Origin of the sequence: Bacillus spongiae, assembly GCF_037120725.1 — a bacterium.
GTDB classification, from domain to species: Bacteria; Bacillota; Bacilli; order Bacillales; family Bacillaceae_K; genus Bacillus_CI; species Bacillus_CI spongiae.
In genome coordinates, this window is sequence record NZ_JBBAXC010000005.1 from 94,956 (window position 1) to 110,160 (window position 15,205).

15 protein-coding genes and 1 pseudogene are annotated in these 15,205 nt (G+C 36.6%); 4 read left to right on the forward strand and 12 right to left on the reverse strand.

Annotated elements, in window-relative coordinates:
- Entirely contained in the window at positions 1 to 1,233 is a 1,233-nt protein-coding gene (locus tag WAK64_RS07665) for an acyl-CoA dehydrogenase family protein (RefSeq protein ID WP_336586377.1), read from the reverse strand.
- Between the two features lie 314 nt (positions 1,234 to 1,547).
- On the opposite strand from WAK64_RS07665, the gene WAK64_RS07670 reads away from it, so the two are divergent.
- Entirely contained in the window at positions 1,548 to 2,036 is a 489-nt protein-coding gene (locus tag WAK64_RS07670; RefSeq protein WP_336586378.1) for a hypothetical protein, read from the forward strand.
- A 284-nt stretch (positions 2,037 to 2,320) separates the two neighbouring features.
- Here WAK64_RS07670 and WAK64_RS07675 read toward each other — a convergent pair whose 3' ends face one another.
- Both WAK64_RS07675 and WAK64_RS07680 read right to left on the reverse strand, forming a co-directional pair.
- Positions 2,321 to 2,446, reverse strand: a complete 126-nt coding sequence (locus WAK64_RS07675) for a hypothetical protein (protein ID WP_336586379.1) — start codon at positions 2,444 to 2,446, stop codon at positions 2,321 to 2,323.
- Between the two features lie 220 nt (positions 2,447 to 2,666).
- Positions 2,667 to 3,617, reverse strand: a complete 951-nt coding sequence (locus WAK64_RS07680) for an arginine deiminase family protein (RefSeq protein WP_336586380.1) — start codon at positions 3,615 to 3,617, stop codon at positions 2,667 to 2,669.
- Between the two features lie 121 nt (positions 3,618 to 3,738).
- On the opposite strand from WAK64_RS07680, the gene WAK64_RS07685 reads away from it, so the two are divergent.
- A complete protein-coding gene (locus tag WAK64_RS07685) occupies positions 3,739 to 5,037 on the forward strand; it encodes an amino acid permease (protein ID WP_336586381.1) in 1,299 nt (432 codons plus the stop codon).
- Between the two features lie 90 nt (positions 5,038 to 5,127).
- Here WAK64_RS07685 and WAK64_RS07690 read toward each other — a convergent pair whose 3' ends face one another.
- Both WAK64_RS07690 and WAK64_RS07695 read right to left on the reverse strand, forming a co-directional pair.
- Entirely contained in the window at positions 5,128 to 5,874 is a 747-nt protein-coding gene (locus WAK64_RS07690) for a YqcI/YcgG family protein (RefSeq protein ID WP_336586382.1), read from the reverse strand.
- 64 nt (positions 5,875 to 5,938) lie between these two features.
- Positions 5,939 to 6,568, reverse strand: coding sequence for a LysE family transporter (locus tag WAK64_RS07695; RefSeq protein WP_336586383.1), 630 nt, complete (start codon positions 6,566 to 6,568; stop codon positions 5,939 to 5,941).
- Positions 6,569 to 6,678: 110 nt separating this feature from the next.
- Here WAK64_RS07695 and WAK64_RS07700 point away from each other — a divergent pair, with 110 nt between their 5' ends.
- Positions 6,679 to 7,320, forward strand: coding sequence for a spore coat protein (locus tag WAK64_RS07700; protein ID WP_336586384.1), 642 nt, complete (start codon positions 6,679 to 6,681; stop codon positions 7,318 to 7,320).
- A gap of 510 nt (positions 7,321 to 7,830) precedes the next feature.
- Here the strand turns inward: WAK64_RS07700 and WAK64_RS07705 are convergent.
- Positions 7,831 to 8,139: pseudogene (locus tag WAK64_RS07705) on the reverse strand (CPBP family intramembrane glutamic endopeptidase).
- A 788-nt stretch (positions 8,140 to 8,927) separates the two neighbouring features.
- On the opposite strand from WAK64_RS07705, the gene WAK64_RS07710 reads away from it, so the two are divergent.
- Positions 8,928 to 10,493 (forward strand): right-handed parallel beta-helix repeat-containing protein, encoded by a 1,566-nt coding sequence (locus WAK64_RS07710; RefSeq protein ID WP_336586385.1) that lies wholly within the window; start codon positions 8,928 to 8,930, stop codon positions 10,491 to 10,493.
- A 248-nt stretch (positions 10,494 to 10,741) separates the two neighbouring features.
- Here WAK64_RS07710 and WAK64_RS07715 read toward each other — a convergent pair whose 3' ends face one another.
- The 6 genes from WAK64_RS07715 to WAK64_RS07740 all read right to left on the reverse strand — a co-directional run bounded on the left by WAK64_RS07715 (position 10,742) and on the right by WAK64_RS07740 (position 14,996).
- Complete coding sequence (locus WAK64_RS07715) at positions 10,742 to 11,407, reverse strand: CPBP family intramembrane glutamic endopeptidase (RefSeq protein ID WP_336586386.1); 666 nt, start codon at positions 11,405 to 11,407, stop codon at positions 10,742 to 10,744.
- Positions 11,408 to 12,115 (reverse strand): hypothetical protein, encoded by a 708-nt coding sequence (locus WAK64_RS07720; RefSeq protein ID WP_336586387.1) that lies wholly within the window; start codon positions 12,113 to 12,115, stop codon positions 11,408 to 11,410. It lies immediately after the preceding gene.
- A 3-nt stretch (positions 12,116 to 12,118) separates the two neighbouring features.
- Positions 12,119 to 12,820, reverse strand: a complete 702-nt coding sequence (locus WAK64_RS07725; protein WP_336586388.1) for an ABC transporter ATP-binding protein — start codon at positions 12,818 to 12,820, stop codon at positions 12,119 to 12,121.
- On the reverse strand, positions 12,813 to 13,208 hold the full coding sequence (locus WAK64_RS07730; protein ID WP_336586389.1) for a GntR family transcriptional regulator: 396 nt from the start codon (positions 13,206 to 13,208) through the stop codon (positions 12,813 to 12,815). The genes WAK64_RS07725 and WAK64_RS07730 overlap by 8 nt, the downstream gene beginning before the upstream one ends.
- A gap of 383 nt (positions 13,209 to 13,591) precedes the next feature.
- Positions 13,592 to 14,269, reverse strand: a complete 678-nt coding sequence (locus WAK64_RS07735; RefSeq protein WP_336586390.1) for an HAD family hydrolase — start codon at positions 14,267 to 14,269, stop codon at positions 13,592 to 13,594.
- Positions 14,270 to 14,333: 64 nt separating this feature from the next.
- Positions 14,334 to 14,996, reverse strand: a complete 663-nt coding sequence (locus tag WAK64_RS07740) for an O-methyltransferase (protein WP_336586391.1) — start codon at positions 14,994 to 14,996, stop codon at positions 14,334 to 14,336.
- Positions 14,997 to 15,205 lie beyond the last annotated feature (209 nt).

Genomic DNA, 15,205 nt, shown 5'->3' on the forward strand with positions numbered 1-15,205 from the left:
TCACACAGTCTCTACTTCCGTTTGTACTAGATGCTTTTGAAGCTCGAGCTTGGCTAGTTGTGCTCGGTGAACTTCATCCGGTCCATCTGCTAACCGTAATGTGCGCGCATTTGCCCATTGAGCTGCCAATGGAAAGTCATCTGACACACCAGCCGCACCAAGCCCTTGTATAGCACGATCAAGAACTCGTAATGCCATGGAAGGGGCCACCACTTTAATCATGGCTATCTCTGGTTTGGCCTCTTTATTCCCGTACTTGTCCATTTTGTAGGCTGCCTTAAGTGTTAACAGTCTCGCTTGCTCAATCTCGATTCGGGAATCGGCTATCCACTCTTTAATGACACCTTGATTTGCTAATGATTTACCGAATGCACTTCTTTCTTGAACGCGCTTACATAAAATTTCAAGTGCGTACTCTGCTGCCCCAATTAACCGCATACAATGGTGGATTCGTCCTGGTCCTAAACGACCTTGTGCAATGGCAAACCCTTTCCCTTCACCCCAAATTATATTTTCTTTAGGAACACGAACGTTTGTGTATGTAATTTCTGCATGTCCATGAGGAGCATGGTCATACCCGAAGACTGGTAGCATACGTTTAATTGTGACTCCTTGAGTATCTAATGGAACGATAATCATCGATTGTTGCTCATGTTTTCGAGCATTTCGATTGGATTTTCCCATCACAATGGCAAATCTACATCGAGGATCTCCTGCCCCTGATGTCCACCACTTATGTCCATTAATGACATACTCATCTCCATCTAACACGATATCCGCTTCAATGTTGGTCGCGTCTGACGAAGCAACCTGCGGTTCGGTCATCGAAAAACAAGAGCGAATCTCCCCATTTAATAAGGGTGTTAACCATTGCTTTTTTTGCTCTGGTGTTCCGTACCGAACGAGCACTTCCATATTCCCTGTGTCAGGTGCATTACAATTAAATACCTCTGGTGCAATAAGGGAACGTCCCATAATTTCACAAAGAGGTGCATATTCCGTATTCGTGAGGCCTGCTCCATACTCACTGTCAGGTAAAAACAAGTTCCATAAGCCTTGTTCTTTTGCTTTCTTTTTCCACGATTCCATCATTGGTGGTACTTGTGACCACCTGCTTTCTTGCTGACTTAATTGTTCCTCATAGAGTTGTTCATTCGGATAAATATGTTCTTCCATAAATCGAGTCAATTTCTTCTGCAAGGTTACTACTTTCTCAGAATAAGAAAAATCCATCTCCATCCTCCTCTAATCCAAATCACTAACTGACCGGTTGGTATGTTACTTAATTATTAGTATACACACTCCACTATATTATTCAAGGAATATTCAGATTATTCAATTTTTACAGTTTGAGTTTCCTTCTATTCCATTCTGTTGGAAATGCTAGTTTACTTCTTCTAATCAATACATAATTCCCTTACATTTGTATTGAGCTGAAAGAACTTTGTTTTCTATCATTAAAATATATATATTAAAAGGAAATATATTTATATTTTGAGAGATTATGGTAAAATATTTATGAATCTAATACATAGGAGGTTTTTATCATGAAAAAGAAATTGTTTCTATGCTTTTTGACTTTTATCATGTTGTCTAGTCTGACGGGTGGTGCCGCGCTTGCTAATTCTGATTTCTCTGTTGAGGATGAGCCTAATGACACACAAGCCACGGCAGATACAGCTCAATTTTGGGTAAACGAAGAAGATGATTGGTTTAGAGGATATATCATAGGTTCATTTAACGAAGATACAGATGATACAGATTGGTTCAGAGTAGAAATGAACTTTAATGGAGATAAAACGTTTGGTATAGGAAATATAAAAATGAAATTGAATGAATTCTCTTATTCTCTCACCGTGTATGATAGGAATATGAATTTACGTGGAAGTATGACTTATAGAGAAGGTGGTTCAATTCAAGAAATGAAAGATATTATCTTTAGAGAAGGCGAAGATTATTTTTTCAAAGTTGAATATGTAAGCGGTACACCAGAAGAGCCTTATCTAATAGGAATTGAGATGGATAGTATTTTTTAACCCAATGAGTATTATTAACATTATACCTTGTGGCTGAGACAAAACTAAATGTACCATTCTCTAAGCCGAATAATTTCTTAAATAACAAGAATTATAATTAAAAAAACCGAACTATAATGGAACTCTATTTTAGAGTTTTTCATTATAGTTCGGTTTTTCCTTTGGCTGGAATACTTCTGTCCCAGCCTCTTTTTTTATCCTATAAGGCTTATTCGAGAACATGTTGGTCGAGTTATAGCAAAGCAACATTACCGCGACAAACACGACGAGTAATTATCATTTTTCTACTTATTTGTCATCATCCCAATCTTTTTATCATTCAGGCTTAAATAATTAAGCCCCCCGCTTTCCATTTCTACTAAAAGAAAAAACCCCATTGCGATAAAAATAGCTGCAACCTTTATTAACAAAATAATTACCCTTTAACAGTGAAGCCCACTGCAGCATATAGATGGATTTTTTCTTTCATTCATTAGAAAGAATTGAATAGGTGATCAAAATGAGCTGGCATACATCCAACATTGCTGAAATTATGTATTCTAACTCATTAATAATATAGCTAATTTCCATCCAGAAGGGATTTAGCTTAGCTTCATATTGAAAGCTAAAAATACCTAATAAAACTTGCTACTAAGATCTGCGTACAAGAGGAAGTGTCATACAGCGAATTCCGCCTCCCCCTTTCTCAATTTCATTCACATCTATTTCAATTAGTTTTTTCCGTTTCAGTTTCGGATGATCTTTCCATAACTTCTTATTCGCTTTCGTGCTGATTAATAGGGTCTCAGGGTCTACGTTCAAAAAATTAATATCAGCAACCGTATGCTTTACATCATTTGTCCATACAATTTCAAAACCATGTCTTTTAATAAACTCGTCCATCATCACGTATCGACCACCTCTTTCCGTAACGACTTGGACTGGAAAAAGCCTCATATAGCTTTTGGCCATAAGGATGTCGGCTCCGACTACATTACAGTTCATGTCAAGATGCATCGTTTCTTGTGTTCGAGGTAAATCAATAATGCCAATTTCCGAAAAACCAGCTTGAAAGATTTTGCTTTTTATCTTTTCTATGCTTTCAATACTTGTTCTCATTCCTGTATTTATAAAGATTGCCTCTTTGTTCAATACGAATACATCACCATTTTCAAATGCCTTTATGTCGTTATTTGCTCGAATTGAATAGGATTCATCGCCAAACCACAATTGAAATAATTGATGACTGTGTATGTATTCTGGAGCTCTCATTGACGTTCCCGCATCCCCAGGTATGACGATATTTCCATACACACACGCTAAATCCCGCACAAATACTCTGTTGATTAGCTGTTGGCTTAGTACTGCATCCTCACCCGTAAGGTACTCTGAATAATTCACGACCGTTACACCATTCTCTTCCATCGCTTTAATCATATATTCATGATTCTCTTGAGCTCGTTTTTGGTTAACAGGTTTTTCCCACCCAACATAATCAGCCGTTTTTTGGTTGGGAATATTGAGAATAGATGGAGAGCACACCATGACCATTTTTAACTCTTCGTGTTCACTCCAACAATTAGGCTGAATTTTCATTAACATTCCGTCTCCTTCGTCTCACGTTTTCCTTACTTTATCCTTCCCGAACGAAATCATGCCCTTTTCACATAATCTACGAAGATCCTAGTCAGACTAGAAAGAAGTACAGTGAGGTGAAGGTGTAATGAGTACAAATGAGAAAAAGCTATCGTGGTGGCAACTCGCTTTCATTGGAGTAGGGTGTATTATTGGGACTGGATACTTTTTAGGCTCAGCCATTCCGATTCAAAAAGCAGGGCCTTCCATTCTTATTGCTTATTTTGTCGCTGGGATTGGAACATGGATTGTATTCCATGCTCTTGCCAAATTAACTTCTCACCACCCCGAGAAAGGATCGTTCCGTACATATGCAAAAAATGCTTTCGGTTCATGGGCAGGGTTTAGTACTGGTTGGATCTATTGGTCAGCAGAAATGTTAATTATGGGAAGTCAATTAACTGCACTCGCTCTCTTCGCACAGTTCTGGTTTCCTTTCATTCCAATGTGGATTTTAACGGCGGTATTCGCTGGTCTTGGCTTATTAATTATTCTGTTCGGTGTACAGAAAGTTGAAAGGATGGAAAACATATTTGGCATCATGAAGATAGCAGCCATTGTTATGTTTGTTTTAATTGCCACTGCAGCGATGCTTGGATGGCTAGGGAAAGGGGTTGCCTTTCACGATACACATTCTCCTTTAAACGAAATGCTCCCAAATGATGTAAAAGGGCTATGGATTGCTCTTCTCTTTGCCTTCTATGGGTTTGGAGGAATTGAAGTGATGGGTTTGATGGCACAGGAACTAAAGAATCCAAAGGACGCTCCAAAATCTGGTAATATTATGCTTCTTACTTTAACTGTTCTATACTTAATATCTTTTTATCTCGTATTAAAGCTTGTTCCGTTAAACAAGATCCATTCAGATGAAAGTCCATTTTTAACGGCGCTTAACCAATATGATCTTCCCCTAGCCCCTCATCTATTTAATTCTGTGCTCATTATTGCAGGGTTCTCGACAATGGTCGCATCGTTATACGCTGTCACTACGATGCTTGTCACATTAGCAGAAGAAGGAGATGCGCCAAAGTTATTTGCGAAAAAGGGGAAAATGAAGGTCCCCTTGCCTGCTTTCATGTTAACGACTATAGGTGCTATAGCATCTATTATCTTTGCTATGCAAATGCCCGATAAGCTTTTTGAATATGTCACCACAGCAGCAGGGCTTATGCTTTTATATACGTGGATAATCATTCTCGCTTCCTTTCAAAAGCTCATGAACAAAACTGCTTCGGACCGTCTACAAATAGCTGTAGCCTTCTTATTTATCCTACTGGCGATAAGTGGGACACTTGTTGATCATGTTAGTCGGATTGGTTTGTTTGTAAGCATAGGGTTTATCACCCTGATTGCACTTGCCACCTTCCTTAAAGAAAGGCTAACATAACGAGGACTGTTGAGTCCTTTAGTGGACATCCAGCGAGTATAGGCGTTTAATTTCTAAGACAATAGAAAAAAGAGTTAAAGCTTCAACCCTTTAACTCTTGATTTTATCGTGCATATTTTGAAATGGACACTTGCTAGGAGAAGAATCATCATCGGTAAGAAAATACTGTTTCCATTCATAATTGTCTTCCTGCCCATACCATTTCAAACTTGGATGAGGCTCCGCTTCATCATACTCAATAAGCCGTTCCCTTATCACTTTCTTTAACTTCTTGCCAAAAACTGTTGAAGAATTGATATCATCAAACACCCATCGAGGTTGAAAGGCAATAAGAAAATAAGGAAAGTGACGACTCTGTCTAACTCTATGAGCAGGGGTTGCACAAAAAGCAAAATATGGTTCCCCATCGAAACAAAACTCCCAAGTATGATCATAAGGATCCTTCGCTATCCCTTCTGGCCAACTTGTTTCATCCAATTCATGTACGCGATTTAAGACACTCCAGAAGATTTGTTGATACATTTCAATGCCATCGTTTTGTTCAGGAATGTTTTCAGAATTAAAAAAAACTACAAGCGATGCATACTTCCCTGTGTCCCTTGAAATTTCTCCGTACTGTTTTAGCAGGTCAGCAAGCTCTTCAGATGCCGTATTACTTCTAGGATCTTGTGCAAAACCAAATCGCAAGGTGCCTTTATCAAAGGCTTGTTTTCCAGGTATACATGGATAATGATGCAGCTCATCACACATTATTTCCGAGAAGTGATTATAGGCTGATTGTTGCCAATTTGTTAGTTTTTCCATATTTTGCTCGATCCAACTATTTGAACACAACATGAAGTCAATCCCTCCTAAAGATTACACATTTATCCTATTAGGAGGAGGCAGAGTGGGTGTCTGTCTAATTGAACAATAGCTTGCACGCTTGAACACTGAAATAAATACCAAACCCAATTAAGATGATACCGGAAATGATGGAGATTAGGCGCAAGGCTAGGGGACTCAAAAATTTTCTTACACCAGTGGCAACACCTGCCATCGACAAATCCCAAAGCGTGATTCCAAGAAATATCCCCATACTATACAAGAATAGGTACTTGTTTTCATAAGAACTAGATGTTTGAGCTAAAATAGATCCATAAATTCCGAGCCAAAACAAAATACTTAATGGATTGGAAATTGCCATAAAGAAGCCTGTACGAAATGCTTTCCTTTTCGTTTCGTCTTGTGTTTGGCGAGAAAATGATGTGTGTGTTCCAGATTTTAAGATGCTTTCGATTCCTGTATAGGTTAATACAAAAAAACCAAATAGCCACAAAAATAATTTAATAGCGGGCGTATCAACAAATTGAGCAATTCCAAAATAGATAAGGAGCATAAAGATTGCATCTGCTACCATGCCACCTACTCCCACAAGCCAGGCATGAAAGAAACCAAATCGAATTCCCTTATCCAATTGAGCAGCATTAATTGGACCCATTGGTGCTGACAGAGACAACCCTAAAATAACGTAGCCTATAAATATATTCATGTTTGACCACCTTAAAATTGACTTCTTCTAATTGTATTCGGACATGCTAGAGAGTATTAAGTCATTTTGATTGAAAAATATTATGTATTTATCTATAGGAGGGATAATTTATGCACAATCAAGGACCATCCAACCTACCACCACAACCCGGTACTCAAGTACCACCAAACGTGTTCAATCAACTTCAGAACAAAAACCATGGTGGACATGAACTCTTCGACGTTCATGAAATATTATCGGGGATTATCAACATGCTTGATCAATACCAGCTATACGACCAACATATTAAGGACCCTGAACTAAAAGAAATCCTAATTCGTCAATCAGCATTCGTTACAGCAATGTATAATACGATAGTCGAGATTTTTCAAACAGGGCACGAGCCTAACATTCCAATGAAAACCTATACTATGTCCCAGTCCCATACCACCACATATGGTATAAAGCCGAACGCACCGAAAAAACCGAATCAATCGGTCAATGACCTTACAGACAAAGGACTTTCTTCTTACATGCTTGGTCACACGAAGGCTTTAGCCTCTCTCTTTGCTATGACTGCTCTCGAGATGACCAACCCTGGAATACGTCGAGCCGTAACATACAATGTCCCTAATTTTATTGAAATGAGCTATGAAATTTTCCTTTACCAAAATAAGAACGGCTTTTATCAGGTTCCTCAACTAAACGAACAGGATATGTCGCTAATGCTGAAAAGTTATATGACAACTCCTCAAAGAAACATCCCTCAATAACATTTCATAACTACCTTCTCTTTGAGGGATATGCTTCAGAAAAGAATCATATTAGTCTATATTTTCTAACGTAATGAAAATTCCAATAATTGAATGCTGTAAGTAGCGCAAAATTTACAACAATAATTGTGTATTTCTGCGCTACTCTTTTTTCAGCACTCGACATTTAGAAGAATGACTCGTTGATCAAGGTAAGGATTTATCACTTTCTCATTTTTTACGTAGATTCCTGTGGCTCAAACCGTTCTCGATTTCATTTGCTTTTCAGTGATAGCCTTATTACAAAAAATTACTACTTAAAAAATACAACCACCAAAGCGAGTCCTCTCTAAAACTTCTGAATCAAATGATTCACTACATGAAGTGGATTCCTACGTAAATAAACGGTGAATATAACAAGGAAGAGCTTTAAACAAACGTAGAATAATATAATAGACAAACTGATACACCTAGTAGACTAGGTGCTATTTACTCTAAATGCGGAATGGAATTGGAGGCACTGTCACGATGTTATATATACATCCAAAAAATATAGAGTGTCGCAACTGTATTCCATAAGCTATGTGTCACGATGGAAGCCGTCAGCCTTTTCGTATATAAATATAGACCCGTGTAAAGGATACTTGGAATCAGAATACCGATTCATTCAATCGTATTACCTGGTAAGTGACCGGCAGAAAATACGAAAACCCCTAAGAGAACTGCGGAAATGATGGCAATTTTAGAGCCACGAAAAATAGCAGCAATTCCTCCGATAAAAAAACCACGATTAAATAGTTCTTCAGTCAGAGGACCAATAATACTTACTAATGGAATCATCCAGATAAAAAAGATAACGGATCGAATAACCGTCACAACCACGGCGAGAAAAACATCTTCTTTCCACTTATTCGTCGTAAACCCAATCTCTTTAAAATTCAGGTTTAAATACTTTAGCCCCCAATAAATAATGGGAATGACTAAAATGCCTTGTAACAGTTAGTGGCAGAAGGAGATGAATATTCAAAATAAGTTTAACAGTAGCGTTACCTTATAATTATCAAAATGATTTAAATTGTAAATATCCACCACGAATACAAGGCTATTTTTGACTGCGTGAAAAAACTAAACGAGAAAAATTGTTTAATCTTCTTGAACAAGAATTTGTGTTTAAACAGGATTCACCGAATACAATTAATATATACAATAGTAATAACTTCCTTTTTGGATAACCGTACAGCTTACCTCTTGCTTTACACAGATTGAAAGAATGAACCCATTTGTTTACAGTTCATGATGCTCACCTATACATTGTTTTGTTCTTTAGTTGGCTCCTCTAACAAAATACAGACAGCAAAAATTAACAATCTGATGAAACTATATGCGTCTTACAATATAAAACACTAGTACTCCGCACTATGTAGGGTTGAATTTATTCGCCCCATTATCATCCTATTACATTTTAGTAATCATCGATATCTAGAAGCTTTTTGAACAATCTACTTAACATATTGAATAGGAAAAAATACTATTCAATAGGGAGGGAATAAAAAAAAATTTAGTAACTCATTGAAAATCTAAATCAAATATAATTTAAAAAATATATAAATATGAGGAGAAAAATAACAATGAAAATGAGATCCGTCTTAGAAGATTCATTTTTTAAGAATATTAAAAATTTTGGGGCAGTTGGTGATGGGGTAACTGATGATACTGATGTAATCCAAAATGCTCTTAACTTAGCAAAGATTGAAGGGTCCGTCAATATACTATTTCCTCCTGGAAGATATAAAGTAACGAGAAAATTGATTATTTATAAGAACACATATTTAAAATTATCTAGTAGTTCCGTAATCTTAAGATCTCATACTGCATCAATTATGCAAAATGGAGTAGATGGATCTATGTATAAAGGGTACAACGGGGAAGGGAACATTTTCATTGAAGGAGGGGTTTTTGATGGAAACCTCATAAATTATAATTTCGAATGCAGTGGATTTAGTTTGTCCCACGCTGAGAATATTAGACTTAAGGGGGTTACAATTAAAGATATATATGCAGGTCATGCTTTAGATTTATCTGGTACAAAGAATATCTTGATTGAAGATTGTAGTTTTATAGGTTATAGAGATAGACCAGATCAAAGTAGAAATTATTCTGAGGCCATACAAATTGACATCCAAACAGCAGGAGGGTTTCCTGCATTTGGTGAGCACGATAATACTGTTACTAAAGATGTTGTTGTTCGAAATTGTTATTTTGGAGCTAGTGGAACACAAAATACAATGTCATGGGGATGTGCAATAGGTCATCATGCGTCAGTTAGAGATATTTTTCCGAATCATATCAAAATCCTATATAACACTTTTGATGGTTGTACTTACAGAGCTCTTAGAATTTTAAAGTTTAAAGATGTTTTAATAGAAGGAAATTTATTTAAATCTTGTTTTGGGGCCATCAATGTTGCGGCTTCCTCAAATGATTCTCAGGCTAGTGAGTCTATTCTAATTAACAATAATATTATCGATGGCACAATAGGAAATATATCGCCAGTATCCATCAATGGAGTCGAAAGAGCTTTAACAAAAAATGTACAAATAAAAAATAATACTTTCAAAAATTTGAACAATGCTATAGGCGGAGCAATTTATGTTAATTTTTGTGAGTCAATGAACATTAGTGAGAATTTTTTCTTTGATACTTCGAGAGCATTGTGGGTTCGAAACTCAGAGAATATTACTTTTAAGGCTAATAATATTGATATTACTTCTCTTGAAATGGTCTATGCACAATCGAGTAAGAACTTTAATTGTATAAGTAATACTGTTAAAGAAACCAAAAGAATAGGAATAAACCTGGAGAGAATTGATAGAGGGGTAATTCGAAATAATCTAATTGAAAAGTGTGGCACTGAAACTCTTAATACAAGAAGTGGGATATTTATCGGGACTGAATCTAGTAACTTAAAGGTTATGGAAAATATTATATTAAAATCATCAAACTCATATGGAGTTCAAGTTACTGTTACTTGTTCTAATATTCAATTAACAAACAACGACGTAGATGGCATAACCGGTAAAGTGCTATTACCTTCAGAAGTTGGTTTTGACGGGATATATATAACCTCGCCAAATGGATCAATGTACAAAATGACAGTAAATAATAGTGGTCAAGTTAGTGTTACACAAGTTTAAGATTAAATTAATTAAATAAAATAGCCAGGATCTCTCCCAGCCGCACAACGAATTTACATCATGAGAAGAGTCCATGAGAGGGGTCCTCGTAAAAGAAGTAGATCTGTAAACAAATCAACTCTACACTAAATCATTACTACAAATTGATTAATGAGGATTAAATCTTAAATAATATGGATAGTTACTATTTTCATATAGAAGGATTTCACAAATATAGAAATGCTATTCAAGAGTAGTATGACCATTTGTTACAAATACATCCAAAAAATATAGAGTGTCGCAACCGTATTCCATAAGCTATGTGTCACGATGGAAGCCGTCAGCCTTTTCGTACATAAAAATAGACCCGTGTAAAGGATACTTGGAATCAGAATACCGATCCATTCAATCGTATTACCTGGTAAGTGACCGGCAGAAAAGACGAAAACCCCTAAGAGAGCTGCGGCAATGATGGCAATTTTAGAGCCACGAAAAATAGCAGCAATTCCTCCGATAAAAAAACCACGATTAAATAGTTCTTCAGTCAGAGGGCCAATAATACTTACTAATGGAATCATCCAGATAATATTTTGCCAATTATTATCTAACATTGTAAGAACACGCGAGTGATCTGTATATGGAATAATCCAGATAAAAAAGATAACGGATCGAATAACCGTCACAACCACGGCGAGAAAAACATCTTCTTTCCACTTATCCGTCGTAAACCCAATCTCTTTAAAATTCAGGTTTAAATACTTTAGCCCCCAATAAATAATAGGAATGACTAAAATGCCTTGTAACAGTGCAGCAATCGTTATATTGATTCCTGTAAACCCTCCTAAAAATCCCATTTGAAAAGGAACTTGGGACAGAACAAAGAAAGCATACCCGACAATTATGACCAAACACCAAACAGCCATTGATTTTATCAATTAGTCCACCTCGATTCGTTTATCATAGATCAAGCAACATAATAGAAATAATCCTCCACTGAAAAGCACTAAAATCAAGAGGCTTGATAGATGAAATAAAATAGGTCCTGCCTCAGGTAAATTCCACGTAAGAATAGGCAACCAGCTAATGAAAGGTGATAGCCATAAAGTCACTTCAATCATTCCCCATGCGCTGACGAGAAACGTTGTCAAAAAAGTAACCAATCGGAAATGTTTCATTACACGGCTTAGCAAAAAGGAGAAAGTAACAATAACCGCTAGCGTTAGTGAAAAAAGTGCGATGAAAGAGAATGAGATGAAGAATAAATGAGGTAGTAAAGAAGTTAACTGTTCATGAAAGAAAATGTAGCCGCTCGCGATTCCTACTAAAAGAACGAACCCCATTGCGCTAAAAATAGCTGCAATCTTTATTGACAAAATGGTCCACCCTCTTACTGGGAAGCTCATCAGCATATAGATGGATTTTTGCTTCCATTCATTAGAAAGTATAGAATACATTAAATAGGTGCTCCAAACAGGAATCAGTAAAAGAGGGATGACAAAAGCACCGATCATTTGACCAAGCAAGTCCCAAGAGCCCATTTTACTACTTACAAATACGTGATCTATTATCATTAATATGGAGAAAATAAGCGTTGTTGGAAAGACAAAACGAAGTTCCTTCTTCAATAAACAAATATATTTCAAGCTTTACAGCTCCTCCCATAATTCATCAATAGACCCTTTATAAAGCCTTCGCAAATGTTCTGTGTTCTCATGAACGATAACCTTTCCGTTTTTCATAAAAATGATTTCGTCAAATAGGGACTCCGCATCCCATACATCATGAGTTGAAAGGATGATCGTTTGCTCTTCTAATCGAAATTCATTCATAATGGAAGAGAGAATTTTGTTTTTGGAAAGGGGGTCAATACCGGAAAGAGGCTCATCGAGCAATACAAGGGATGCCTTCCTAGCCAAAACGAGTACTATTTTTAGACGAGCTTTCATCCCTTTCGATAAATGGGATAGTTTATCACCATTATTCAATTCGAAAAGTCTCATTAGTTTGTTCGCTTTCCGATTATCCCAATCCGCGTAAAAACTACTATAAAAATGGATTGTTTCCTCTACCGTCATCCAGGAATAAAAGAAATCTTGATCTGACAAATAAGCGATTATTTCTTTCGTTTTAACCGAGGGCTTCTTTCGTTGAATCAGCACCTCCCCTGACGTTGGACGACTAATACCTGACATTATTTTGAGTAAAGTCGATTTCCCGCAGCCATTCGGGCCCATTAAGCCGATAATGAAACCTTTCTGAATTCGTAAATTTATTCCCATTAACGCTTGATTTAATGAGTGATATTTTTTTGTTACTTCCGATAATTCCAGTAAAATATCGTTATTCATCGTTTCTTCCTTCCTCCCTATCTTGTTCGATTTTCAGAAAGTCCTCAAAGTATTGTTGGATTTGTTCTACTTGAAAACCAAGCGAAGTCATTTCCTCCACAAACGTTTGACTTGCGACATTCGCCATTTCATTTCGTATCGATTGAATGGTCGTCAAATCTGTCGTAATAAAGGTTCCCTTTCCTCGATTCGTCACTGTAATTCCGATCAACTCCATCTCCCGATACGCCCGTTGAACCGTATTAGGGTTAATTTTGGAAAGCTTTGCCCTTTCACGTTGTGATGGAATTTTTTCACCAGGCTTCAGTTCACCTCGAGCAAGAGCTCTTTTCATTTCATCAATGATTTGTACGTAAATGGGCGTAGGATTATCAAAATTAATCTTCACTGAACACCCCCCTGACAATAGAAAACCATGATACTAGTGCACTAGTACGTTGGTGCACTATAAGCATATGCTCCACATCGGTCATTTGTGCTACCTTTTTTTAAATTAATTAAAACCACAAAAAGCCCTTGTACAATAGCTACGGTAAAAGATCTTGCCGTTTTTAAAGAGTATTTTTCAATAGAAAAAAGCAACCAAAGTTCTAATTCATCAGAACTCAAGTTGCTTATGTATCAAATAGTTATATAGGTGGACTTTTTCAAGGGTAATCTTTCGAATACAAACCATGAACGACTACTCTTATAGGCAATTACTACTATTAATCCAGCTCACTAAATTGAGTTTTGCTATGGTTAAATAAACCCCTATATGGGTTGCGCATACTACAATGGTAGTAACTGCGATTTGTTATCGCTTCCTAAAATGGATTGAATCTCCAATAAATCTTCAATGATCAAATCTGCTTGCGCTAGTTCATCGGCTTGGGCAAAATCAAACTGACAGCCCACTGCTTTGAATCCATTACGTTTCGCAGCAAGAATATCTGACAGTCTATCTCCAACAACTGCAGCCTGCTTTATGTCATATTTCTCTACAATTAGCTTCACTAAATCTGCTTTATCAAGAGAGTCAATTAGTTGAATACTAAATGTTTCTGTCACCCATTGATCTAGTCCATAATGACGAACAATCGCCTGAAGGTACTTTGTTAACCCATTGCTAGCAATAAAAATGGCATAGTCTTCATTTTTTAAATAGCTAAATAGTTCTGCTACATTTGGGTATAACGCACCTTTACCTCTTTCTATGTTTTCTATTAATCTTTCTAGAAAATATTCATCTGTATATTTATGTATGCTTTTATCATGGTTTGGTAATAGCGTTTCCCACACGACGGGTAAAGGAACACCCATAATGCTTTTATATTTATTAATTGGTGTTTCTGAATCCCATAAATCGATAGATCGTAAGTGATTGAATGTATCTTCTAGTGAAATTTCTAAAATTTTATGTGTTTGAAATAATGTACCATCCATGTCGAAAATCATTGCTTTTTCCATAACTAGCTCCCCTATCTACATTACTATGTACTAAATTACATCGTGGAATTTTCCTCTATTGTCCTTATTTCACCACCCCAATAGAAAAACCATCATACCCTTTTTCTCCAACTGTTTGAATTGCTGTAGAAATGAGATTCGGGGTTTGTCCTAGGGCTTCATAATAGCGGCGGATTCCTTGAACTTTACGATCAGAACTTGAAGAATTGGTTACCTCTCCTTTTCGAACAACATTGTCCCCGATAATAACCGTTCCTTTTTTCGATAATTTTATCGCCCATTTTAAATATTCGGCATTATTTTCTTTATCTGCATCGATAAAAATTAAATCAAATTTACTTGATTCATTGTAATATAATGAAGATAGTGTATCAAGGGCAGGACCCGTTATAATGTCAACAAGGTCCGCTACACCAGCGTTTGTTATATTTGCCGTTGCTACCTCTACATGCTTTGGGTTGTATTCTAATGTCAGAAGCTTCCCATCCTTCGGTAGAGCTTTTGCAAGCCAAATTGTACTGTAGCCTCCTAGTGTACCGATTTCTAGGATTCGTTTTGCTCCTTTTATGAGGGCAAGTATATAGAGAAATTTGGCTTGATTTGGTGCAACATCTACTGCTGGAAGCCCCGCTGCTTTATTTGCTTCAAGCACTTCTTCTAAGGTAGCATCCTCTTTAATTAAATGATGCGTAATATAATGATCAACTTCACTCCATTGCTTATTCATTTCATGCACCCTCTCTTTCTTCTATTTCACTCTCTTTATCTGTATTTTGCCATTCTTTCTTTTATCAGAGCTATATGAGAGCATTGAATATCTCCCTTTTTATTATCTTTTTTCTAATGAAGGAAAAAAAGGGTATAATGTATGCATAAATGTCCCCTTTTAAATAGAATGAACTAGACTTTGCAGCAGGAAGTAAAAGGAGAAATATA

Coding starts and splice junctions, on each gene's coding strand:
- WAK64_RS07665 (WP_336586377.1), bottom strand. CDS start 1,233: ATGGATTTTTCTTATTCTGAGAAAGTAGTAACCTTGCAGAAGAAATTG.
- WAK64_RS07670 (WP_336586378.1), top strand. CDS start 1,548: ATGAAAAAGAAATTGTTTCTATGCTTTTTGACTTTTATCATGTTGTCT.
- WAK64_RS07680 (WP_336586380.1), bottom strand. CDS start 3,617: ATGTTAATGAAAATTCAGCCTAATTGTTGGAGTGAACACGAAGAGTTA.
- WAK64_RS07685 (WP_336586381.1), top strand. CDS start 3,739: ATGAGTACAAATGAGAAAAAGCTATCGTGGTGGCAACTCGCTTTCATT.
- WAK64_RS07690 (WP_336586382.1), bottom strand. CDS start 5,874: ATGTTGTGTTCAAATAGTTGGATCGAGCAAAATATGGAAAAACTAACA.
- WAK64_RS07695 (WP_336586383.1), bottom strand. CDS start 6,568: ATGAATATATTTATAGGCTACGTTATTTTAGGGTTGTCTCTGTCAGCA.
- WAK64_RS07700 (WP_336586384.1), top strand. CDS start 6,679: ATGCACAATCAAGGACCATCCAACCTACCACCACAACCCGGTACTCAA.
- WAK64_RS07710 (WP_336586385.1), top strand. CDS start 8,928: ATGAAAATGAGATCCGTCTTAGAAGATTCATTTTTTAAGAATATTAAA.
- WAK64_RS07725 (WP_336586388.1), bottom strand. CDS start 12,820: ATGAATAACGATATTTTACTGGAATTATCGGAAGTAACAAAAAAATAT.
- WAK64_RS07735 (WP_336586390.1), bottom strand. CDS start 14,269: ATGGAAAAAGCAATGATTTTCGACATGGATGGTACATTATTTCAAACA.
- WAK64_RS07740 (WP_336586391.1), bottom strand. CDS start 14,996: ATGAATAAGCAATGGAGTGAAGTTGATCATTATATTACGCATCATTTA.